This is a genomic window from Pedobacter sp. UYP30 (assembly GCF_040547165.1).
Taxonomy (GTDB): Bacteria; Bacteroidota; Bacteroidia; order Sphingobacteriales; family Sphingobacteriaceae; genus Pedobacter.
This window is the reverse complement of record NZ_JBEPPD010000019.1, coordinates 37,792-58,700: the sequence shown is the minus strand read 5'-3', so window position 1 is coordinate 58,700 and position 20,909 is coordinate 37,792. Positions and strand designations below refer to the sequence as shown.

The window sequence follows — 20,909 nt, the reverse complement described above, 5'->3', positions numbered from 1 at the left end:
GAACTGTGGGGAATACTTACTCACAAGTTTACATTCAAACAGTTTTTGCTGTAAAATATAGAAACGCAGTAATTGACTTATCGTGGAAAAAAGATTTGATTAAAGTAATTTCCAATCTGATTAATGAGACAGGATGCAAAACTTTAATTGTAAATGGGGTTGAAGACCACTTGCATTGTTTTTTTGTATTAAAGCCAAGTTTGTCTATTTCGGATTTAATGCAAGGAGTTAAGGCAAAGTCTTCCAAATGGATTAATGAAAATCATTTGACGCCTGAACGGTTTGAGTGGCAACGCGGATTTGGCGCTTTCAGCTACAGCAAATCTCATACTGATGCGGTGTATCACTATATCGCAAATCAAGAAATGCATCATAAAAAGGAGAGTTTCAAAGAAGAATACACAAAATTGCTAGATGCATTTGAAGTGGATTATGATGAGCGGTATTTGTTTGAAGATTTGATGTAGGGATATTTGTCTATTTTCTAGGGTTAAAACCCTAGGATATTAGCTCGGTCGTGCCGATGGCACTTTTTACAAGCTCCATCGGAGCGGCCGAACTCATAACGTCGGGATTCATCCCGATGCATGAAAGAGCGAAAGTTGTCTAGAATCTTAAAATCCTAGGATATGAGTTCGGTTTAGTTTGCTCTGTAGGAGCGGCCGATTTCATAACATCGGGATTCATCCTGACGAGAAACAAACTATGGTGCCTAGGGTTAAAACCCTAGGATATTAGCTCGGTCGTGCCGATGGCACTTTGAGTTGTAGCTCCATGGGAGCGACCGAAATCATAACATCGGGATTCATCGCGATGACACTAATCAACCAACTCGCCGTGCCGCAACTTGCTGTGCTTAAAGCCGTACATAAAGTAGATTACCAAACCAATAATTAGCCAAATGCCAAAACCAATCCAGTTAGAAATGCCAAGCTCGCACATCATGTATAGGCAACTGAGCAAGCCTAGTACAGGAATTAAGCTCAGGTTTTTCGTAACGCAATAATAAGAGATTACTACACAGATAAATAAAAATATCCACATCGGTATTTTGTGTTTAAACAATCCCCAGCCACTTTCATAGCGTTTTTCGATGGGTAGTTTAGAAGCCGATATAAATTGCTCATACCGTGTTGGAGGCAGGCTACTTAGGTAAGATTCTGCATCAACAGATCTGTCCAATCTAATTTTTGGATTTGCGCTATTGACAATCTCTTCTTTCAGCACTTTTAATTCGTGGTTGTTTAATGAGGTGACCAAACTGATGGTTTCTACCGTTCTTGGCGTATTGAAGATGAACTCTTTGGTTTGCTTGCCAAATTTTAAAAAGCCAAAGGCGATGGAAGCAACAAACAAAACAGGGATGATAAATTTACTATTTGCATAAGGGATTTTAAATTTCCCACGCTTTACATCTGGCTTGTTTTGTAAAACCAAAACCCCTGCACAAACCAATACAAACGCAAACAGCGTACCTATAGAACAGAGGTCGGTAACGATGGTAAGATTCATGAAAAGCGATGGAACCGCCACCACAAATCCCACCACAATAGTTGCAAAAGAAGGTGTTTTATACTTTGGATGAATTTTAGAAAACCGTTTTGGCAACAAACCATCTCGGCTCATGCTCATCCAAATACGTGGTTGCCCCATTTGGAAAACCAATAATACACTCGCCATTGCGAAAACCGCACTTACAGCAATAATGCCGCTCATTAGTTTTAAGTTTATTTGATCAAATACAAATGCTAGCGGATCGCCGACGCCCAATGTATCGGATTTAACAATTCCGGTTAAAACCAAGGCAATTGCAACATATAAAACAGTACAAATAATAATTGCCCACATCATGCCACGTGGCAAATCTCGCTGTGGATTTTTACACTCTTCTGCCGTAGTAGAAATGGCATCGAAACCGATATAGGCAAAGAAAACTGCCGAAACTCCTTTTAAAACTCCAGAAACGCCGTTTGGAGCGAAGGGATGCCAGTTTTTAGTATCTACATAGAAAACACCAACAGACAGTACCAGTAAAATTACAGCGAGTTTTATAACCACCATGGCATTACTGGCATTTCTACTTTCTCTCATGCCCCGATAAACCAACCAGGTAATTAAAATAATAATTCCTAAAGCTGGCAAATCTGCCACTAAGTGGAATCCGCCAATAGTTGGTGCAGCCAGCCAAGCGCTATTTGCAAGTGCAGTTGCAGGATCAAGTGCCGTTAAGTTTTTTCCTGCATTTATTAAAGCTTGCGCATGTTCATGGCCGTTAGATGCTGTTAAATAATCCATGGTCATGTAGCTCGGAATATTAATTCCATCAATCCCCAGTGCCGGTATTCGAATAGAAGAGAGTAGCCCTGTAAAATAATCTGACCAAGAAATGGCCACGGTTATGTTACCAATGGCATACTCCATAATAAGCGACCAACCTATTATCCAAGCTACCAATTCTCCAAATGCCACATACGAATACGTGTAGGCGCTCCCCGAAACAGGAACCATAGACGCGAACTCGGCGTAGGCAAATGCAGCAAAACTACACGCTAAAGAAGTAAATATAAATAAAAAGATTACTGCGGGGCCGCCATCTGCGCTGGCTTTGCCTATGGTGCTAAAAATCCCTGCGCCAATAATGGCAGCAATACCAAAAGCGGTTAGGTCTCTTACGCCAAGCGTTTTTTTTAGTGAATTTTCGTGGTCGCCGTATCCATTGGCCGCATCTTTTAATATTTTGTCAATAGATTTCTTTCTAAAAAGATTGTCGAACATCGATGGTTTGGTTCTTGTGTTTCTCAAACATAAAAAATATCGTGTAAAAACAGGCATTGTTTGGAGTATTTCGTTTGCAATGGTTACAATTCGACTACAAATTTAAAGGCTTCGCCGCTCGCCTGTCTAATCCTATGGATAATGTCATTAAAAGAATTAGGGCATATTTTTGTTTCGTAAAGTGGTATTTTTGCAGCCCATTTAACCCATCGAGCAATTTTTCGGAGGGCAAATCTGAAGAGAGAAATCCATGCAATCAAGTTTAACAAAAGCGAAAGAGAAAAATATATCGATGGCAACGTTGATATCCTTTGGCTTAATTCCACTTTCTGGCTTTGCTACCGATATTTATATTCCCTCGCTACCCACCATGGCCGGCCAAATGCGGGTAAGTGATGTAGATGTACAACTTACTTTAAGTATATTTTTAATCAGCTATGGCGTATCTCAACTTTTTATTGGGAGTGTTTTAGATAGCTTTGGACGGTATAGAATAGGATTATGGTCCTTAGTTGTTTTTGCTCTGGCAAGTCTGCTCATTGCAAATACACATAATATTTATTTTATCTACTTACTTCGTGTAGTACATGGCATTACGGCAGGTGCTATAGTTGTTGCCAAGCGTGCTTACTTTGTAGATAAATTTGAGGGCGAAAAGTTAAAACATTACCTAAGTTTATTTACCATCATTTGGTCTACCGGGCCAATTGTTGCGCCATTTATTGGGGGTTATTTGCAAACTGCATTTGGTTGGGAGTCTAACTTTTATTTTCTAGGCGCTTTTGCTGCGGTTTTTGTGGTTTTAGAAATCCTTTTCGGAGGTGAAACGCTCGTTTATTTTACTGCTTTTAAATTAAAAAGCATTGCGCGTATCTATTTAAATATGATAAAAACTACAAGCTTCAGTTTGGGTATTGTGATGCTTGGTTTGGCATATTGTATGGTAATGGTTTATAACATGACTGGCCCGTTTATTATTGAGCATCATCTAAAATTAACCCCAATAGTTGCCGGATACAGCTCGCTAATTTTGGGCTTTGCTTGGATGGTTGGCGGCTTTATAGGAAAAGCAACCATAAATAAGCCGTTTTTTAAACGTATGGCAGCTAATATAGCGCTGCAAGCTGGCTTTGCGATTTTGATGATTATAAGCGTGCATTTTATAAGCAATTTATATTCGATGATTGCTTTTGCTTTTATCATTCACATCTGTGCTGGCTTCACTTTTAACAATTATTTTACTTTTTGCTTGTCAAAATTCCCAAAGAATGGAGGCATTTCTGGTGGTTTAACCGGTGGCATTACTTATGTAATTGTTTCTTTTTTAAGTTATGGCATAGTTAGTTTAGTACCCGCAAAAGATGAACTTAATTTAGGTTACAGCTACCTCATTATGATTGTGTTGTCTAGTATAGTGATGTTTTTGATATTAAGATTTAAAAGGAAAGATGAAAGGGAAATCGGAGGTCGGAATTCGGCAGTCGGACATTTATCTTGAAAACTAAATTACCTAAGGAACAAAGAGTAAGGAGCAAGGAATAAAGATAGGGCGATTTTTTCTTTTTTCTATTTCCATTACGCTAGCGCTCCCGATTGAAGCGGCATACTTTCTTTGGCTCTTTTTGCCAAAGAAAGATATAGTGGAAAGCGGGCAAAAGCGCCCAAAGCATTTAAAAGAAACTAACACAATTTTTGCTCGGGGAAGTTCTCTCTAAACCCTAAACCCTAAACTTTTAATCTAGCTTGGCCAGCTCTGTCTTTTGCTAGATGATGTTATCCTAAGCCACCATCGGAAATGCCTAATTGGCGTTCTTTTTTAGCCATTCTACCCGTCTTTGATCTGGCAGATGCTTTACCTGGAAACCTTCGAATTTGGCATTAAAGCCTTTTCCATCTGGGCTGGCAGCCATTAAACCAACCATAACAGGATGGTTATCTTGAAGATTTGCGTTTCGCAACAGCAAATAAGTTTTATCATCATAAGAATAGAAAACTTCTACAGCGTCTAATCTTCTAACAGCTTTGATCCACAAAAAATCAGGAGTTTTATCTAAGGTAGTTACACTCCAGTCGCTTGTTTTATGGGTTACAACGGTGCTTAGGTTGTATTTTCCATCTACAAATTCAACTCCTGTTTTGATATAATTTTCATGGTCAATCCTTATCATTAGTCCCATTTGATCAAAGCGAGCTTTATAGTCGCCAGTTATCTTTACTTTAACTTCAAATTCGCCACCGTACGTGGTATAATAAAATGGTGCGTCATCTACCGTGAAACCGTAGTGAGAAATCCGCCAATAATCGGTTTGCGGTGTTACAAACATGCTTAAGGTCTTGTTTTTTATTTCCCATTGTTTCGGCTCGTTAAACCACTGCATTTTTTCTAAGGTTTGGGCAAATCCTATTTGCGCCATTGCGACTGTAATGATGCTTAAAATAATTTTTTTCATTTGTTTTTTGAGTTAATAACCATAAAAGTATTAATTTAACAAATGTATAACACTGCCAAGTAGCGGTCAATGCTGATTAATAACCATACCCGATGAATATTTTAAGTGCATTAAATGAAAAGCTTTTATCTCAGGTTTTTAGCGATGATAATGATAAGCAGATTGGTTTGTCTCACTATCGGTATATGGCGTTTATGTATGCTCAAATAGAGAACTCAATCGCTGTTCTTAGCGATATGAAAGCAAATAGGAGCTACATTTATCATGGCGGTATAGCTGAAGAGTTGGGTCTTTCTCGGCGGCAAGAGTCCGAAGAAATAAATTCGATTTGGGAAAGAGAAATATTAAATCGAATCCATCCAGACGACCTTATGGATAAGCATTTGCTTGAACTACAGTTTTTTAATATGATAAGAAACATGCCTTTGGCCGAAAGAGACAATTATTACGTGAGCAGCAAAATTAGAATGCTCGACCAAATGGGAAAGTATATTTTAATTAAGCACCGTATGTTTTATGTTTCTAATTTGCCAAATGGAAGTCTTTGGCTTGCACTTTGCCTCTATAATTTTTTGGATGATGATTTTGCGGTTCAAAAGCCACATCGCTTAATCTTAAATTCTGCTACGGGGGAAATTATAAAGCCCGACAATCAAAAATCGGTTAACCTTTTATCGCCACGAGAAAAAGAAATTTTAAAACTCATAAGAGTTGGAAAAATAAGTAAAGAGATTGCAGGTTTATTATCCATTAGCACGAATACGGTAAATAGGCATCGCCAGAATATTTTAGAAAAATTAATGGTAAAAAACTCTCACGAGGCTTGCCGTATTGGAGAGCTAATGCAGCTGATTTAACATTTTTTAAAGATTTAGTTGCAGATCGCGTTCGTTGGGCTCATTCGTCAGTTGAAACTATGCAACTTTGCAAAAATTCAGTTTCTATAAATTTTTCCCATCGTCCTCGCGAGGTACGAAGCAATCTCGCCTTGCTGGTGCATTAAGATTGCTTCGTACCTAACAACGATTTTCTTCTAATCCAACTTCGCCAGTTCTTCTTTTACAAAATCTGCCAGTTCCTTTACATACTCAGCACTAAAATCAAACTTTATTCCGGCAGTTTCGTAAATTTCGTTCATCGGTTTGGTGTAGCCTAAAGATAATGCAGCCAAGTATTGCTCTAATGCTTGTGTAGGATTTTCTTTGTAGTTTTTCCAAACGGCAATTGCCCCAAGTTGTGCAATGGCATATTCTATGTAATAAAATGGTACTTCAAACAGGTGCAGTTGTTTCTGCCAAACGTTGCCAAATTGTTGTTCGAAATCTGTCCAATCAACAAAGCCGCCACCAAAACGTGCATAAATTTGCTTAAAGGTCTCTTCTCTATCTGCAGCATTATGCTCCGGATTGGTATAAATCCAGTGTTGAAATTGATCTATAACGGCAACCCATGGCAGCGTTTTTAGCACATCTGCCAATTGTTCTTTTTTGGCGCGCTTTAGTTCTGCGGGATCGGTAAAATACACATCCCAAAAATCCATAGAAATCAGTTCCATGCTCATAGAGGCAAGTTCTGCAACTTCTGATGGACAATGTTTAAAATCGTTGAGTTCTAAATTTGCAGTTAAAAAAGTATGCACCGCATGGCCGCCTTCGTGCACCATGGTGGTTAAGTCTCGCAAAGAGTTTGCCGAATTCATAAAAATAAATGGTGCGCCGGTTTCTGCCAATGGGTAATTGTAACCACCTGGTGCTTTGCCTTTTCTACTTTCAACATCAAACAAGTTATTTGCTTTCATGGCTTCAAGCTTTTCGCCTAGTTTTGGGTCGATGGCATTAAAGCAGGCGATACTTTTATCGATGAGCTCGGCACCATTGTTAAATGGTTTCAAAGCAGATTTCCCGCTGGTGCTTACATCCATATCCCAAGGGCGCAGTTCTTCTAAACCCAATGCTTGTTGACGTTTTTCTGCCTGTTCTCTCAGTATTGGCACAATTTCTTGCTCTATGGCATTGGCAAAATCGTAGCAATCGTGTGCGGTATAATCAAAGCGCCCCAAAGCCTGGAACATATAATCTCTATAGTTTTCGAAGTTTGCATTAAGGGCAACCTGATTTCTTAATTTGACAAGCTCATCAAATAGTACATTTAGATCGTCTTTGTCAACCAATCTTCTATTTTGAATGGTTTTCCATGCATTTTCTCTAACGCTTCGGTCTACATCTTTTATAAAAATTGAGGCCTGCTCTAGTGTATATTCTTGGCCATTTATTTCTACCGACATAGCGCCAGTAATGGCTTGGTATTTTTGTTGTTTTACTTGTAGTTCGGTAAAAAGTGGAATATTTTCTTCGCGATAAAGTTGTAAGGCTTTGGTGATGCCTCTTTTATAAACGAAGTATTTTTCCTCGTCTAATTCATCCGCGAAAGCATTGTCTACAAATTTTTTATTTAGCTCATTTCCCAAAGGAGATATTTTCGGTTCAATTTCGGTGGCGAAATATTGAAAATCTTTAACCAATTGCTCATTTGCAGTATTGCAGCTCATTTTAATGTAACGCCAAGCAAAATCTTCTTCTAAAGCAGCTTCTAATTCCGAGCGATTTTGAAGCCACTTTTCTAACTCAGTAACGCTATTTATATCTCTTGTTGTAAGTTCATTTAAAATTGGTTCTAAGCTTTCCCAAGTCATGTTTAAATTTTCGGGAATATAGTTGCGTTGTTTTTTTGCGATTTGCATGGATAAATGGTCTAGATGAAAAATTAACTAAAGTTTTTTAATAGGGCGTCAATTAAGAAACAAAGTGCAAAGATAACGGAAGCCATGCCATTTGTAGTGGCAAAAGCCCGGTTTACCTTGCTTATGTCGGTTGGTTTTACCAATAAATGCTGATAAATTAATGCGCTACAAAAAAAGAAAACTCCAATATAGTAAACCCAGCTAAAGGTGTTCGGCATTAAAAAAATTGGTAAAATTACACAGGCGGCAGAAAGTACATGGAGCAGTATTGAAACATTGAGGGCGTTTTTTATTCCAAGCGTAGATGGGATAGAAAACAGTGCTTCTTCTCTATCGAAATCTTCATCTTGTAAGGCGTAAATAATATCGAAACCACTTACCCAAAAAAGCACGGCCAAAGAATACAATACTGGGACCAGCGCAAAATGACCTGTTACTGCAATATAAGCGCCGATTGGAGCAAGAGATAATCCCAGCCCTAATACAAAGTGACAAAGAGCCGTAAATCTTTTGGTGTAACTGTAAAATAAGACCACAAATAGGGCAATGGGAGAAAGGAAAAAACAAAGCCTATTGATAAAAAACGTGGCAAGTATAAATAACGCACAATTAATAATTACAAAGGTTAAAGCTTCGTTTGCAGAAACCTTGCCAGCCGGAATATCGCGCATTTGCGTTCTGGGGTTTTTGGCGTCGATGGCTCTGTCCAAATACCTGTTAAAGGCCATGGCAGAATTTCTGGCAAAAACCATACAGAGCAACACCAGAATTAGTTTTTGCCATAAAAACGGACTTTCTGTGGTGGTTACCCCAAGAAAAAAGCCAATCATGGCAAAAGGTAACGCAAATATAGAATGTGCAAAAAGCACCAGCGAAAAATATTTTTTCATAAACAGTTAATACTGAGAGAGCGATCACTAATTTTATCGAGCGTCATTTTTAATAATCAATAATTGGCATTGCAAAATCTTTATTTACTTCGTGGATAAAACTTAACACCTCGTCTTTACCCGTGCCTTTTTCTGCAGAGGTTACAATGGCTGTTGGGATTACCTCAAACCAATCGCCTAATTTCTTTTTAAAAGCGCCAACATTTTTGCCAGTAATGCCAGAACCCTGTTTATCGGATTTTGTAAATAGAAGCGTAAATGGAATTTGTTTTTCGCCAAGCCAATAACAAAATTCTAAATCTATTTGCTGCGGCTCTAATCGGCTATCTATCAGTACAAAAATACATTGCAAGCTTTCTCTTTTCGTGAGGTAGGCTCGAATAAATTTCTCCCATTTTTCTCTACTCGTTTTAGATGCTTTTGCATAACCATAGCCGGGTAAATCTACAATGTACCATTCCTCATTAATTAAAAAATGATTGATAAGCTGCGTTTTGCCCGGCCGTTGAGATGTTTTTGCCAAGCCGTGCTGGTTAACCAACATGTTTATTAACGAAGATTTACCCACATTAGATCTTCCTATAAATGCATACTCTGGCTTATTAGGAATTGGCAAAGCCGATACTTGTGTGTTGCTGCAAACAAAACTTGCCTTTTTAATAATCATTTTACAAAGGTAGAAATTTGTTTTTACTGTAATGCCGATCAATTGCTAGCTAAGTTTAGCAATAATGTAAATTTTGGAGCTTCGGCGCTCGGCGCTCACACTCCTCTAGTTTTTCTTTATATTTGCGATGTGAATGGCAAAAAGCTCATATGGGTGTCGAGGATAAAGTTTTGGTAAAACTGCAACCTACACTTTATTAAACAAATGCTATAGCCAACTCGTTGGGATTGGCCTAGCAACTGTTTGGAGGGAAAAACGTCTAAAGCAGCTTGCAAAAACCTTACGAGTTATTGCAGCGAAGAGGATTCGCAGCCGTGGGCTGGAATTAGGTAAAGGGAAAGGCCTCGAATCATCGACATTAAACAGCTTGGCGAATTTTTACCCAAATGGGTGCCAGCCTTGGTTTTTTTGTTAATTTTTATCAAGAAAAATTAAGACTCCCGTCCGGATAGGACAGCGAGAGGCAAAGGGCGGGCAAATTTTAAATTACTTAACAATTGAGTCAAACTTATCTTTGGCAACAAGCATGAAACAACAAATTACACCATATCAATTAGAGAACGCAACCAAAAAAGACCAGGTTGCCACCATGTTTAACAATATTTCTGGCACCTATGATTTCCTAAATCATTTTCTATCGCTCGGTATAGATATTTTATGGCGAAAAAAGGCGATTAAAGAGTTGGTATCCATACAACCCAGAGTGATGTTGGATGTTGCTACAGGTACCGGCGATTTTGCATTTGAGGCCATCAAAAAACTCAAACCCGAAAAAGTAGTTGGCGTAGATATTTCTGAAGGGATGCTGAATGTTGCTCGAGAAAAAATTATCCAACGAAACCTGCAAACTGTTTTTTCTGTACAGCTTGGAGATTCTGAATGGTTGCAGTTTGAAGACAATACCTTCGATGCCATTACTGTTGCTTTTGGTGTGCGCAATTTCGAAAATTTAGAGAAAGGGCTTGCCGATATGTACAGAGTATTAAAGCCCGACGGTAAAATTGTGATTTTGGAGTTTTCGAAACCCAAGGTTTTTCCGGTAAAGCAAACCTATCAGTTTTATTTTAAACAGGTTACCCCATTTTTTGGAAAGGTTTTTTCTAAAGATAAACGTGCTTATGAATATTTGCCAGAATCGGTTGCAGCCTTTCCAGATGGCGAAGACTTTCTTTCTATGCTGCAAAAAATTGGATTCAAAAGCACTAAACAGCAAGAGCTTACTTTCGGTATAAGCTCTATTTATGTAGGCATAAAATGAAGAAAAAGTTAGCTTTTCTCATCATTGCCATCGGCACGCTTCATCTATCTGCCAAAGCGCAAAATTGGTCTAATGCGGTAGACGATGAAGATTGGAGTTTTGGTTATGTTTTCCAATATATATCTGCAGAATATAAGATTTTAAAGAATCCAAATTGGCGAGAACGATATTTCGACCTTACAGATGAGTCGCCTTTTCCGGTAACTCAATCCATAAACGCGATTTCGAGCCCCCCGAAACCCGGCTTTGGGCTTGGCTTTTTGATTTCACGGCGGATTACTGAAAACTTTCAGTTGCGCGTTACCCCATCCTTAGTGCTCTCTGATCGTATCGTTAGGTATGATTACGAAACTGCGGAACCAATTACGTTTGAAAATGGGCAGGTGCGGAATTTCGATGCCACTATAGAAAAAAAAATTCAAGCTACTTTATTTGAACTCCCCTTATCATTAAAACTTCAATCTAATAAGGTAAATAATGTTAGGGCCTACTTTCTGGGTGGAGCAAAAATGTCTTTTGACCTTGCTTCTAAAAAGAAAACATTTGATGACGGCGAATCTCCATTAAATAAATATTTAAAGGTAAACAAGAGTTTTTTCTCTTACGAGGCAGCTCTGGGTATGGATTTTTATTTCGAATACATAAAAGTTTCTCCAGAAATTAAACTATCCTATACCCCTAATGATGTGTTGCAACATAGCAATACCGCTTTTGCTACACCAATAAATAAATTAACGCAAAGACAGCTTACTTTTAGTTTGATTTTTCAATAAACTAGGAAATCAAAAATCGGTTTTAACTGTTGTTTCGTCAATTACATTAAAGAATAAAAAATGGAAAAAATAGCATTAGTTACCGGCGCAACCTCTGGAATAGGTGAGGCTTGTGCACATATCTTCGCCCAAAATGGTTTTAACCTTATTTTGCTAGCTAGGCGTAAAGAACAGTTGGAAAAAATTTCTCATCATTTGGCAGATAAATACGATGTAAAGATAATTTCTATTGTTGCTGATGTGAGGGACGAAAAAAACCTCAGCACCGAGCTAGAAGCCATACCAGAAGAATGGAAAAAAGTAGATGTGTTGATAAACAATGCAGGTTTAAGTCGCGGATTGGACCCTATTAACAAAGGGAAGATAGACGATTGGGATACCATGATAGATACCAACGTAAAAGGGCTTTTGTACGTTACAAGGATTGTTTCTGCATGGATGGTTGGGCACGCGAACGGCCATATCGTTAACATTGGATCTATCGCAGGTCAAGAGGTTTATCCAAACGGAAATGTATATTGTGCAACCAAACATGCTGTAGATGCGCTAAGTAAAGCCATGAGGATAGATTTGTTGCCGCATGGAATCCGGGTGTCGGCAGTAAATCCGGGAATGGTAGAAACAGAATTTTCTATGGTGAGGTTTAATGGGGATACTGATCGCGCCAAAAAGGTGTACGAAGGTTTAGAACCGCTCATTGCCGATGACATTGCGGATGCGGTTTGGTACGTAACCAGCAGACCAAAGCATGTAAACATCAACGATATTTTGGTAATGCCAACGGCGCAGGCCACGGCAACGATTATAAAGAGGAAAGAAAATTAAACGTTTTAACTTAAATAACACTAGAACAAAAAATGATTTCAACAACAATAGATCAAGAAATAAAAGCCGCAATGTTGGCAAAAGACAATGCAGCTTTAAGAGGCCTTAGGGCTATTAAGGCAGCGTTATTAGTGGCCAAAACAGAGAAAGATGCAGCTGATCTTAACGAAGAAGGCGAATTAAAGATTCTTCAAAAACTCATTAAGCAGAGAAAAGAATCTGCAGATATTTACAGGGCGCAAAACAGAGAGGATTTATATCAGGTAGAGGCAGAAGAAATGGAAGTAATTAGCCGGTTTTTGCCAACGCAGATGTCTAAAGCAGAGATAGAAACGGCTATAGATGAATTTATTAAACAGACTGGCGCAACAAATATGAAAGACATGGGCAAGGTAATGGGCTTGGCTAACAAACAGTTGGTAGGCAAAGCCGATGGGAAACTCATCTCAGAAGTAGTAAAGGAAAAATTAGGATAACGTTCCCGTTGTCTAAGTATATTGCACTTCTTTAATGCCCGAACTTTAAAAAAAAATCTCCTGTTTTGCGAGCTGCTGTTTTTCATTGCTTTAAAAGAAAAAACAGGATTAGATGCAATAATTTAAATTTACTCTACTACCTTAGTAGCAAATACTAGTAACATATCTATGAAATACCAAATTATCGAAGAAGACGGATTTAAATATGTGGAGGTTGGAACTGGAGAAACGTTGGTATTGCTACACGGACTAATGGGAGAGTTGAGCAATTGGGAGAATGTAATTGATCATTTTAAAAACAATTATCGCGTACTGGTGCCTATTTTGCCAATTTATGAACTACCTGTTTTAACTTTGGGAGTCAAAGCGCTGTCTAGGTATGTACATAGGTTTTTAAAATTTAAAAATCTTAGTCAGGTGGTTTTGATAGGTAACTCACTAGGTGGCCACGTTGGTTTAGTTTTTACCACCTCTCATCAAGAATTTGTAAAGGCTTTGGTGTTAACAGGCAGTTCTGGATTATACGAAAATGCTTTTGGTGGCTCTTTTCCGCGGCGCGAAAGTTATGAGTATATAAAAACGAAAGTAGAGCTTACCTTTTACGATCCCACAATTGCTACCAAGGAATTGGTAGATGAGATTTATGCTACAGTAAACGATCGGTCAAAGGTTATTAGAATTTTAACACTTGCTAAATCGGCCATAAGACACAATATGTCGAAAGAACTTTCTAAAATTACCATTCCCACTTCCTTAATATGGGGCAGAAACGACACCGTTACACCGCCAGAGGTGGCAGAAGAGTTTTATTCCCTGTTGCCAAACTCAGAATTAAATTGGGTTGATAATTGTGGCCATGTGCCCATGATGGAACATCCCACTGTTTTTAATGAGTATTTAGATAAATTTTTAAATAGGATTTTACTTAAATAATGTTTGCTGAAGAACTTATATCAAATCAAATTCCGTCGTTAAAGCCAGAGCAAACTGTTCAGGTTGCCCTAGATAGGTTAAACGAGTTTAAGCTTAAACACCTCGCAGTTGTAAACAAAGGTGTGTTTTTGGGTTTGTTAATGGAAGAAGATTTGCTAGAAGTTGCGGATCATTCAGTCAAAGTGGTAGACATACCTTCAACTTTGATAAATGCTTTTGTGCTGAGCGCTGCACACACGTATGATGTGATTAGATTGATGAGCCAAATGAAGCTAACCGCCGTGCCTGTGCTTGATCAACAAAAAAAGTATTTGGGCGTAATTTCTATAAACGATGTTATCGATGCCGTTGGAGAACAATTTGCTGTAACCGAAACAGGAGGAATTATTGTGTTAGAAATTGGTAATCGAGATAATTCTTTGGCGCATATTGCCCAAATTGTAGAGGCAGATAACGCACAGGTACTGTCTTCATCGGTAAACGCTTTTGCAGATACAACGCGTTTAGAATTAACGCTTAAAATAAATAAAACAGATATTACCGGACTTGTAGCCTCTTTTGAAAGATATAATTATCATGTAAAAGAAGTGTACAACAACATCAAAATAGATGATGGAAGCCAAGAGAGGTTCGACTCTTTTATGAACTATTTAAATGTTTAAGGCCATTTTATGAGGATAGCAATTTACGGAAGAAATTTCAACGACACGGTTTTGCCTTATGTTCAAGAAATTTTTGACCAATTGGAGGGTTTTAAAATTTACCCGGTAATTTATGCCAGATTCAAGCATTTTTTGCAGGATAAAATTAACTTGCCAAAAAATACAACCGTTTTTCATAACAATAAAGAATTAAAGGCTCAAGCAGATGTATTGCTTACACTTGGTGGCGACGGGACTTTGTTAGATACCCTAACGCTCATTAAAGATTCTGGCATACCAGTAATAGGAATAAATTTTGGGCGCTTAGGTTTTCTGGCAAGCGTTGGTAAAAACGAGATTAAAAATGCACTAAACGAACTGATTAAGGGAGAGTTTACCCTAGAGAGCAGGTCGTTATTGACGCTAGAGTCTGATAATGGGCTTTTTGGCGAAGATAATTTTGCACTCAACGATGTAACCATCCATAGAAGAGACACATCGGCAATGATGATTATTCACGCCAGCATGAACGGTGAGTTTATAAATTCTTATTGGGCAGATGGCTTGATAATTGCCACCCCAACAGGTTCTACAGCGTATTCTCTAAGCTGCGGTGGGCCTATTATTTATCCCGGTTCAGAAAACTTTGTAGTTACGCCAATTGCTCCTCATAACCTAAATGTTAGGCCGGTTGTGTTGCCCGATGCAAATACCCTTTCTTTTGAGGTGGAGGCAAGGGAATCTAAGTTTTTGGTGTCATGCGATAGTAGAACGGTAACTGTAGAACGGTCTGTGAAAATTACTTTAAAACGTGCTTCTTTTGGCCTAAACCTCATACGTTTAAACAACGAGAGTTATTTGAAAACGCTGAGAAAAAAATTACTTTGGGGCATTGATACCCGGAATTATTAGCATGGCAAGACTAAAAAAATTATTTTTGTTAATGCTGTTTTTTTTAATAACCAGCCTTGTTTATGCGCAGCCGCGTTATAGCAATTGGGAGCTGGGGTTGGCAGCAGGTGGCGCCGGCTATATGGGCGATTTAAATCAAAATAACCCATTGTTGTTGAGCGGTATATCTGCAGGATTATATGTAAAAAGAAATTTTTCAGAATATTTAGGCGTCCGCCTTAATTATACTTTTGGGCAGATCGCTGGTAAAGATGCAAATTCTAACAATGCACAATTTAGAAATAGAAATCTGGCTTTTAAAACAGGGATGAATGAATTGAGTGCCATTGGCGATTTTAATTTTTTTGGCTTTGGATTAAATGGCAACGAGCGCAGGTTAACCCCATATATATTTGCTGGTGTTGGCCTACTCTTGTTTGACCCAACTGTAAAATACGATGGAACTCGTTACAAGTTGGCCGAACTGAGAACAGAGGGGCAAGATAAACCGTATTCTAGAAAGACATTAACCATTCCTTATGGCTTGGGTTTAAGATATCAGCGCAACGGCGGATTTAGCGTTTTTTCTGAAATTGGGTATCGAACCCCAACTACAGATTATTTAGACGATGTAAGCGGGCTTTACAGCGCAAGCCCAGCATTGGTAAAGAATGGCGAAGAATTTATTAACTTTTCAGACCCATCCCTAAACAAAGCTGGGATACCAGGAACGCAACGAGGCGACTTTAGAAAAAGAGATACTTACCTATTTGTTAGTGTTGGCATATCTATTACCTTTGTTTCCGCAAAATGCTATTCTTTTTAAATAGTTTTTGTAATTCGAAAAATGGGATTTAAAGAACAAATAGACGTTAATCGTTTGCCGAAACACATTGCTATAATAATGGACGGCAATGGCAGGTGGGCAAAAAATCAAGGTAAAATGCGCATTTTCGGTCACGAACAGGGCGTCTTATCTGTAAAAGATATTGTAGAGGGCTGTGTAGACGTAGGCATAGAATTTTTGACACTTTATGCCTTTTCTACAGAGAATTGGCATAGGCCAAAAGAAGAAGTAGATGCATTGATGCAAATTCTTATCTCAACCATAAATAAGGAAACAGAAACGTTAAATAAAAATAAGGTTAAGCTAAATGCCATTGGCGACATAGAATCGCTACCTCAAGAATGCATAGATGATCTAAACGAAGCCATGGGTAAAACTGCCCATAATACAAAATGCACGCTTACCCTGGCCCTAAGCTATAGTGCAAAATGGGAAATTTTGGCCGCAACCAAAAAAATTGCCCAATCCGTAAAGGAAAATACACTTCAAGTTGACCAAATTACCGAGGAGTTGTTTGCATCTAAACTTACTACGGTAAATATTCCAGATCCAGAACTAATGATTAGAACGAGTGGAGAGCATAGAATTAGCAATTATCTTCTATGGCAAATGGCCTACACCGAGTTTTATTTTACCGATGTTTTGTGGCCAGACTTTAGGCGTAAAGATCTTTTCGAGGCCATTGTAGATTATCAAAAACGCGAGCGCCGTTTCGGAAAAATTAGCGAACAATTAAACTAATTTTTCTTTTAACACTTTTTAACAAGCCTTTAAACTAACTTAGCGCCATGTTTATAGCATGAAAATGTAAAATGGATGCATGCCAAACGAACGGCAAAAACCATCGTTTAAAAAACATTGCTATCTTCGTGCCTTTTACCGAACAACGTATTTTAATGAAAAGAATATTTCAGGTTTTTATCCTTTTAATTTTTGCCCTACCAGCGTTTTCTCAAATTCGCCCATCAGGCCAAGCTCCTGCAACCCCTTCTTTAAAAGTGGGTAATTTAGACATAGATTATTTCAGTCCGAAAGAGTATATTATTGGTGGTACAAAAATTACCGGCACTAAATACCTCGATAAAGATGTGCTGGTTACTTTATCTAAATTAAACAAGGGCGATAAAGTAGTGTTGCCTGGTGAGGCAACGGCCGATGCGATAAAAACACTTTGGGCGCAAGGTTTGTTTGACGACGTTAAAATTAATGTAGATAAAATAGTAGGTGATACCGTCTATTTTGACATTGCTGTTGTGGAGCTTTCTCGCTTAAGTTCGATAGATCTTAAAGGTGTTGGGAAATCGACTAAAACAGCGCTTCAAGAAAAACTAAATGATAAGCCGGGCAAAATTGTAAACGATAACCTTTACAATACCACCTCTGGTATTATTAAAAAATACCTGTTAGATAAGGGCTTCTATTTTACTAAGATCAGTTACAGTACCCGCAAAGACCCAAATGCAGAGAATAGTGTAGTATTAGAGGTGAATATTAATAAAGGCCATAGGGTTAAGGTACAACATTTAGATTTTACCGGAAACAAAGAATTTTCTGCGGCGAAACTTAGAAAATTCTTAAAAAACCCGAAACAATTTGAATGGTGGAGGTTTTGGGGTTCTGGTAAGTTTGATAAGCAAAAATATGAGGAAAATAAGGTAAAGATGATCGCCAAAATGCAAGATAAGGGCTATTATGATGCCGAATTGCTTAGCGACAGTATTTATAAATACAACGACAAAAAGGTAAATATTCTGATGAATGTTTACGAGGGAAACAAGTATTACTTTGGAAAGATTACTTGGGCTGGAAATGCCATCTATCCAGATAGTGTTTTAAGTAAGGTGTTAACGATAGAAAAAGGAGATGTGTTTAGTGAGGAGCGACTAAGTAAGAAATTGAACGGTGGTGGAGAAAACGGTGGAGACATTAACAGTTTGTATACGGATAATGGATATCTTACATTTAATATAGATCCTGTTAAAAACGTTTACAAAGACACGGTTGATATAGAATTACATATAGCAGAAGGACCACAATACACCAACAATAGAATTGGCGTTACCGGAAACACCATTACAAACGATAAAGTGGTGTTGCGAGAAATAAGAACAAAACCTGGGCAGAAATTTAACAAATCTGATTTAATACGTACAATTAGAGAAATTGGCCAGCTCGGTAATTTTAACGAACAAAAAACCAATCCTAAGGTAGATCCGAATACTGCTGATGGTACTGTTGATATAACCTACGAGGTAGAAGAAAAGCCATCAGATCAAATAGAACTTTCTGGAGGTTTTGGTGGTGGACGTATTATCGGTACATTAGGCCTAACCTTCAATAACTTCTCTTTAAAAAATCTATTCAACGGAAGTGCTTATCGTCCTTTACCAAAAGGCGATGGACAAAAATTGAGTTTAAGAGGGCAGACAAACGGAAAATATTACCAATCGTATAGCTTTTCTTTCTCTCAACCTTGGTTTGGTGGAAAAAAACCAGTAAGTTTTGGGATAAGCGCATTTACTTCTTCGCAGAATGTACCGGCCAACTATTATAACCCAAACCAAGAAAGCCCATTAGATCAGAAAATTCGCTTAAACGGTGTTACAGTAAGTTTGGGTAGAAGATTAAATTGGCCAGATAATTATTTTCAATTGAGCCATGCGTTAAGTTTCCAACAATATATTCTACAGAACTACAACGGCTTTTTATTTAGCACGGGTACTTCATACAACATCAACTTAACACAAGAAATAAGTAGAGATTCGAGAGATTCACCAATATTTCCAAAATCTGGTTCATTGTTAAAGTTTACCATCCAAGCAACGCCACCATATTCGTTGTTTAATAAAACCAATTATGCAACTGCGTCTGATAAAGAACGGTATCGTTTTACAGAATACCATAAATGGAAATTCGATTCTCAATTCTTTCAGCGCGTAGCAGGAAACTTAGTAGTTAAAGCACAAGCTCAATTTGGTTTCTTAGGCCAATATACAAAGGCAGTTGGCCAATCGCCTTTCGAGCGTTTTAAATTGGGTGGCGATGGCATGCAAGGCTTCGATTTCCTTCAAGGATCAGAAATTATAGGAATGCGTGGTTATACAAACAACTCGGTTATCCCGGTAGGGTCTGACCCAAGAATTGCCCAAAATTCTGGTAGCCCGCTTTATGCAAAATATATTTTAGAAGCTAGATACCCGGTTATTACTAGCCAACAAGCTACAGCTTTTGTTCTGGCATTTGCAGAAGGTGGTAACACTTGGAATAAGTTTGGCGACTTTAATCCATTTAACATTCGTCGTTCGGCAGGGGTAGGAGCTAGAATATTCTTACCTATATTTGGTTTGCTTGGTATAGATTATGGTTATGGCTTTGATAAAATTCCTGGTGTTAAAGATGCCAATAAAGGGCAATTCCAATTTAGCATAGCACAACAATTAGGTGGACTTTAAGAATTTGTAAGCTTTTGGCATAACTTGTGTAAGAGAATTAAATAGATTTGCCTAGCACTTCTAATTGTTTTACACACATAACATACACTCAAATGAAAAAATATCTTTTTGTAGCCTTCCTGCTTTTTAGCTCAGCAGGGGCTTTCGCCCAAAAATTTGCTTATGTAGATTCAGAGTATATTTTAAAACAGATACCAGAATATGCAGCGGCGCAGAACACGCTCGACGTTGCCTCTAAACAATGGCAACAGCAGGTAGATCAAAACTTTACCGATATTGATAAGATGTACAAATCTTACCAGGCAGATAGAGTTTTGTTAACCGATGATATGCGGAAACGTCGTGAGAACGAAATCATAGAGAAAGAAAAACAAGCAAAAGAATTTCAGAGAGAGAAATTTGGTCCAAGCGGAGAATTGTTTCAGAAACGAGTTGAACTGCTCAAACCCATTCAAGAACGGGTATCTGATGCAGTAAAAGAGATTGCAAAATCTAAATTCTTGGATTTTATTTTCGACAAAAGCAGCGAATCTACTATGATGATTTACGCAAGTACGGGATATGATCTTAGTAAAGAAGTTATTGTTAAATTAGGATACAAACCCGGTACAAATAATTAGTATATTCGCCCCTTAAATTTTAAAAAGAAAACAACACAACCAAAGAATAATAGAAATGAGAAAATTAATTAACGTATTATTTGTAGCCGCTGTATTAATGCTAACAACTAATATGGCAAGTGCACAACAAAAATTCGGTCACCTGAATTCAGAAGAAGTATTTTCTAACCTTCCAGAAGCGAAAGCCGCCCAAGCTACCTTAGAAACTTTAGGTAAAGCAAAACAGGCAGAAATAGATGGGATGGTTAAAGAATATCAAACCAAGATGACGGCTGCTCAAGCTTTACAAAAAACCCTGAGCGAAGCCAACAAAGAAGCAGTTGGAAAACAATTAGAAACTGCAGGTGCAGAGTTGCAAGAATTAGAAAAACGTGTTACAGATGCACGCACAAAAGCGTCTCAAGAAGTTAGCACTAAACAGGGTGAACTTTTTCAGCCCATTCAAACCAAAGTGGCTACCGCAATTTCTGCTGTAGCTAAGGATAAAGGTTTGGCTTACGTATTTGATATTGCAAATGGCCAAGGAGGAAATAACTTGGTTTATTGGGAAGGCGGAGATGACATTACTGCTGCGGTTAAAACAAAGCTAGGCATTTCGGCTACCGCCAAGGCAGCAGCACCAAAGAAATAGGGCGTTAAATATTGCTTGAATTTAGAGAACAGGTCTAATT

The 20,909-nt window shown here is 38.1% G+C and carries 20 protein-coding genes; 15 read left to right on the top strand and 5 right to left on the bottom strand.

Features of this window, described 5'->3' with window-relative positions; all coding sequences use genetic code 11:
* The first annotated feature begins 5 nt into the window (after nt 1–5).
* Entirely contained in the window at nt 6–467 is a 462-nt protein-coding gene (tnpA, locus tag ABIB40_RS17290) for an IS200/IS605 family transposase (RefSeq protein WP_354360649.1), read from the top strand.
* 352 nt (nt 468–819) lie between these two features.
* Here the strand turns inward: tnpA and ABIB40_RS17285 are convergent, their stop codons facing one another.
* Nucleotides 820–2,775, bottom strand: coding sequence for an amino acid permease (locus ABIB40_RS17285; RefSeq protein WP_354360648.1), 1,956 nt, complete (start codon nt 2,773–2,775; stop codon nt 820–822).
* Nucleotides 2,776–3,067: 292 nt separating this feature from the next.
* On the opposite strand from ABIB40_RS17285, the gene ABIB40_RS17280 reads away from it, so the two are divergent.
* On the top strand, nt 3,068–4,273 hold the full coding sequence (locus ABIB40_RS17280) for an MFS transporter (protein WP_354360647.1): 1,206 nt from the start codon (nt 3,068–3,070) through the stop codon (nt 4,271–4,273).
* Nucleotides 4,274–4,574: 301 nt separating this feature from the next.
* On the opposite strand, the gene ABIB40_RS17275 is transcribed toward ABIB40_RS17280, so the two are convergent.
* Entirely contained in the window at nt 4,575–5,225 is a 651-nt protein-coding gene (locus tag ABIB40_RS17275; protein WP_354360646.1) for a DUF1349 domain-containing protein, read from the bottom strand.
* 92 nt (nt 5,226–5,317) lie between these two features.
* On the opposite strand from ABIB40_RS17275, the gene ABIB40_RS17270 reads away from it, so the two are divergent.
* Entirely contained in the window at nt 5,318–6,082 is a 765-nt protein-coding gene (locus ABIB40_RS17270) for a response regulator transcription factor (RefSeq protein ID WP_354360645.1), read from the top strand.
* Nucleotides 6,083–6,258: 176 nt separating this feature from the next.
* Here ABIB40_RS17270 and ABIB40_RS17265 read toward each other — a convergent pair whose 3' ends face one another.
* Genes ABIB40_RS17265 through yihA form a run of 3 tightly spaced genes read right to left on the bottom strand, consistent with a single transcriptional unit; the run spans nt 6,259 to nt 9,522 of the window.
* Nucleotides 6,259–7,965 carry a M3 family oligoendopeptidase gene (locus ABIB40_RS17265; RefSeq protein WP_354360644.1) on the bottom strand — a complete coding sequence of 569 codons (1,707 nt, stop codon included), beginning with the start codon at nt 7,963–7,965 and terminating at the stop codon, nt 6,259–6,261.
* A 23-nt stretch (nt 7,966–7,988) separates the two neighbouring features.
* Nucleotides 7,989–8,855 (bottom strand): UbiA-like polyprenyltransferase, encoded by an 867-nt coding sequence (locus ABIB40_RS17260; RefSeq protein WP_354360643.1) that lies wholly within the window; start codon nt 8,853–8,855, stop codon nt 7,989–7,991.
* 49 nt (nt 8,856–8,904) lie between these two features.
* Complete coding sequence (gene yihA / locus ABIB40_RS17255) at nt 8,905–9,522, bottom strand: ribosome biogenesis GTP-binding protein YihA/YsxC (protein ID WP_354360642.1); 618 nt, start codon at nt 9,520–9,522, stop codon at nt 8,905–8,907.
* Between the two features lie 526 nt (nt 9,523–10,048).
* Between yihA and ubiE the strand changes: the two genes are divergently transcribed.
* From ubiE to ABIB40_RS17195, 12 genes are all read left to right on the top strand, one after another.
* Nucleotides 10,049–10,780: a bifunctional demethylmenaquinone methyltransferase/2-methoxy-6-polyprenyl-1,4-benzoquinol methylase UbiE gene (ubiE, locus tag ABIB40_RS17250; RefSeq protein WP_354360641.1), complete on the top strand. Its 732-nt coding sequence runs from the start codon at nt 10,049–10,051 to the stop codon at nt 10,778–10,780.
* Complete coding sequence (gene porT / locus ABIB40_RS17245; protein WP_354360640.1) at nt 10,777–11,553, top strand: type IX secretion/gliding motility protein PorT/SprT; 777 nt, start codon at nt 10,777–10,779, stop codon at nt 11,551–11,553. The genes ubiE and porT overlap by 4 nt, the downstream gene beginning before the upstream one ends.
* 60 nt (nt 11,554–11,613) lie before the next feature.
* Nucleotides 11,614–12,378 (top strand): SDR family oxidoreductase, encoded by a 765-nt coding sequence (locus ABIB40_RS17240; RefSeq protein WP_354360639.1) that lies wholly within the window; start codon nt 11,614–11,616, stop codon nt 12,376–12,378.
* A 32-nt stretch (nt 12,379–12,410) separates the two neighbouring features.
* Nucleotides 12,411–12,854 (top strand): GatB/YqeY domain-containing protein, encoded by a 444-nt coding sequence (locus ABIB40_RS17235; RefSeq protein WP_354360638.1) that lies wholly within the window; start codon nt 12,411–12,413, stop codon nt 12,852–12,854.
* 168 nt (nt 12,855–13,022) lie between these two features.
* A complete protein-coding gene (locus ABIB40_RS17230) occupies nt 13,023–13,787 on the top strand; it encodes an alpha/beta fold hydrolase (RefSeq protein ID WP_354360637.1) in 765 nt (254 codons plus the stop codon).
* Nucleotides 13,787–14,449: a CBS domain-containing protein gene (locus tag ABIB40_RS17225; protein ID WP_354360636.1), complete on the top strand. Its 663-nt coding sequence runs from the start codon at nt 13,787–13,789 to the stop codon at nt 14,447–14,449. Before ABIB40_RS17230 ends, ABIB40_RS17225 begins: the two co-directional genes overlap by 1 nt.
* A gap of 9 nt (nt 14,450–14,458) precedes the next feature.
* Nucleotides 14,459–15,340, top strand: a complete 882-nt coding sequence (locus tag ABIB40_RS17220; RefSeq protein WP_354360635.1) for an NAD kinase — start codon at nt 14,459–14,461, stop codon at nt 15,338–15,340.
* Between the two features lies 1 nt (nt 15,341).
* Entirely contained in the window at nt 15,342–16,145 is an 804-nt protein-coding gene (porG, locus tag ABIB40_RS17215; protein ID WP_354360634.1) for a type IX secretion system protein PorG, read from the top strand.
* A 21-nt stretch (nt 16,146–16,166) separates the two neighbouring features.
* Nucleotides 16,167–16,907: an undecaprenyl pyrophosphate synthase gene (uppS, locus tag ABIB40_RS17210; RefSeq protein ID WP_354360633.1), complete on the top strand. Its 741-nt coding sequence runs from the start codon at nt 16,167–16,169 to the stop codon at nt 16,905–16,907.
* A gap of 155 nt (nt 16,908–17,062) precedes the next feature.
* Nucleotides 17,063–19,618 (top strand): outer membrane protein assembly factor BamA, encoded by a 2,556-nt coding sequence (bamA, locus tag ABIB40_RS17205; protein WP_354360632.1) that lies wholly within the window; start codon nt 17,063–17,065, stop codon nt 19,616–19,618.
* Nucleotides 19,619–19,710: 92 nt separating this feature from the next.
* Nucleotides 19,711–20,238 carry an OmpH/Skp family outer membrane protein gene (locus ABIB40_RS17200; protein ID WP_354360631.1) on the top strand — a complete coding sequence of 176 codons (528 nt, stop codon included), beginning with the start codon at nt 19,711–19,713 and terminating at the stop codon, nt 20,236–20,238.
* Between the two features lie 55 nt (nt 20,239–20,293).
* Entirely contained in the window at nt 20,294–20,869 is a 576-nt protein-coding gene (locus ABIB40_RS17195; RefSeq protein WP_354360630.1) for an OmpH/Skp family outer membrane protein, read from the top strand.
* Nucleotides 20,870–20,909 lie beyond the last annotated feature (40 nt).

Excerpts from the sequence above, each read along its gene's own strand:
- ABIB40_RS17285 (WP_354360648.1), bottom strand. The coding sequence starts at position 2,775 with ATGTTCGACAATCTTTTTAGAAAGAAATCTATTGACAAAATATTAAAA.
- ABIB40_RS17230 (WP_354360637.1), top strand. The coding sequence starts at position 13,023 with ATGAAATACCAAATTATCGAAGAAGACGGATTTAAATATGTGGAGGTT.
- porT (WP_354360640.1), top strand. The coding sequence starts at position 10,777 with ATGAAGAAAAAGTTAGCTTTTCTCATCATTGCCATCGGCACGCTTCAT.
- porG (WP_354360634.1), top strand. The coding sequence starts at position 15,342 with ATGGCAAGACTAAAAAAATTATTTTTGTTAATGCTGTTTTTTTTAATA.
- ABIB40_RS17275 (WP_354360646.1), bottom strand. The coding sequence starts at position 5,225 with ATGAAAAAAATTATTTTAAGCATCATTACAGTCGCAATGGCGCAAATA.
- yihA (WP_354360642.1), bottom strand. The coding sequence starts at position 9,522 with ATGATTATTAAAAAGGCAAGTTTTGTTTGCAGCAACACACAAGTATCG.
- ABIB40_RS17260 (WP_354360643.1), bottom strand. The coding sequence starts at position 8,855 with ATGAAAAAATATTTTTCGCTGGTGCTTTTTGCACATTCTATATTTGCG.
- ABIB40_RS17220 (WP_354360635.1), top strand. The coding sequence starts at position 14,459 with ATGAGGATAGCAATTTACGGAAGAAATTTCAACGACACGGTTTTGCCT.
- ABIB40_RS17240 (WP_354360639.1), top strand. The coding sequence starts at position 11,614 with ATGGAAAAAATAGCATTAGTTACCGGCGCAACCTCTGGAATAGGTGAG.
- uppS (WP_354360633.1), top strand. The coding sequence starts at position 16,167 with ATGGGATTTAAAGAACAAATAGACGTTAATCGTTTGCCGAAACACATT.
- ABIB40_RS17225 (WP_354360636.1), top strand. The coding sequence starts at position 13,787 with ATGTTTGCTGAAGAACTTATATCAAATCAAATTCCGTCGTTAAAGCCA.
- ABIB40_RS17200 (WP_354360631.1), top strand. The coding sequence starts at position 19,711 with ATGAAAAAATATCTTTTTGTAGCCTTCCTGCTTTTTAGCTCAGCAGGG.
- ABIB40_RS17235 (WP_354360638.1), top strand. The coding sequence starts at position 12,411 with ATGATTTCAACAACAATAGATCAAGAAATAAAAGCCGCAATGTTGGCA.
- bamA (WP_354360632.1), top strand. The coding sequence starts at position 17,063 with ATGAAAAGAATATTTCAGGTTTTTATCCTTTTAATTTTTGCCCTACCA.
- ABIB40_RS17280 (WP_354360647.1), top strand. The coding sequence starts at position 3,068 with ATGGCAACGTTGATATCCTTTGGCTTAATTCCACTTTCTGGCTTTGCT.
- ubiE (WP_354360641.1), top strand. The coding sequence starts at position 10,049 with ATGAAACAACAAATTACACCATATCAATTAGAGAACGCAACCAAAAAA.
- ABIB40_RS17265 (WP_354360644.1), bottom strand. The coding sequence starts at position 7,965 with ATGCAAATCGCAAAAAAACAACGCAACTATATTCCCGAAAATTTAAAC.
- ABIB40_RS17270 (WP_354360645.1), top strand. The coding sequence starts at position 5,318 with ATGAATATTTTAAGTGCATTAAATGAAAAGCTTTTATCTCAGGTTTTT.
- ABIB40_RS17195 (WP_354360630.1), top strand. The coding sequence starts at position 20,294 with ATGAGAAAATTAATTAACGTATTATTTGTAGCCGCTGTATTAATGCTA.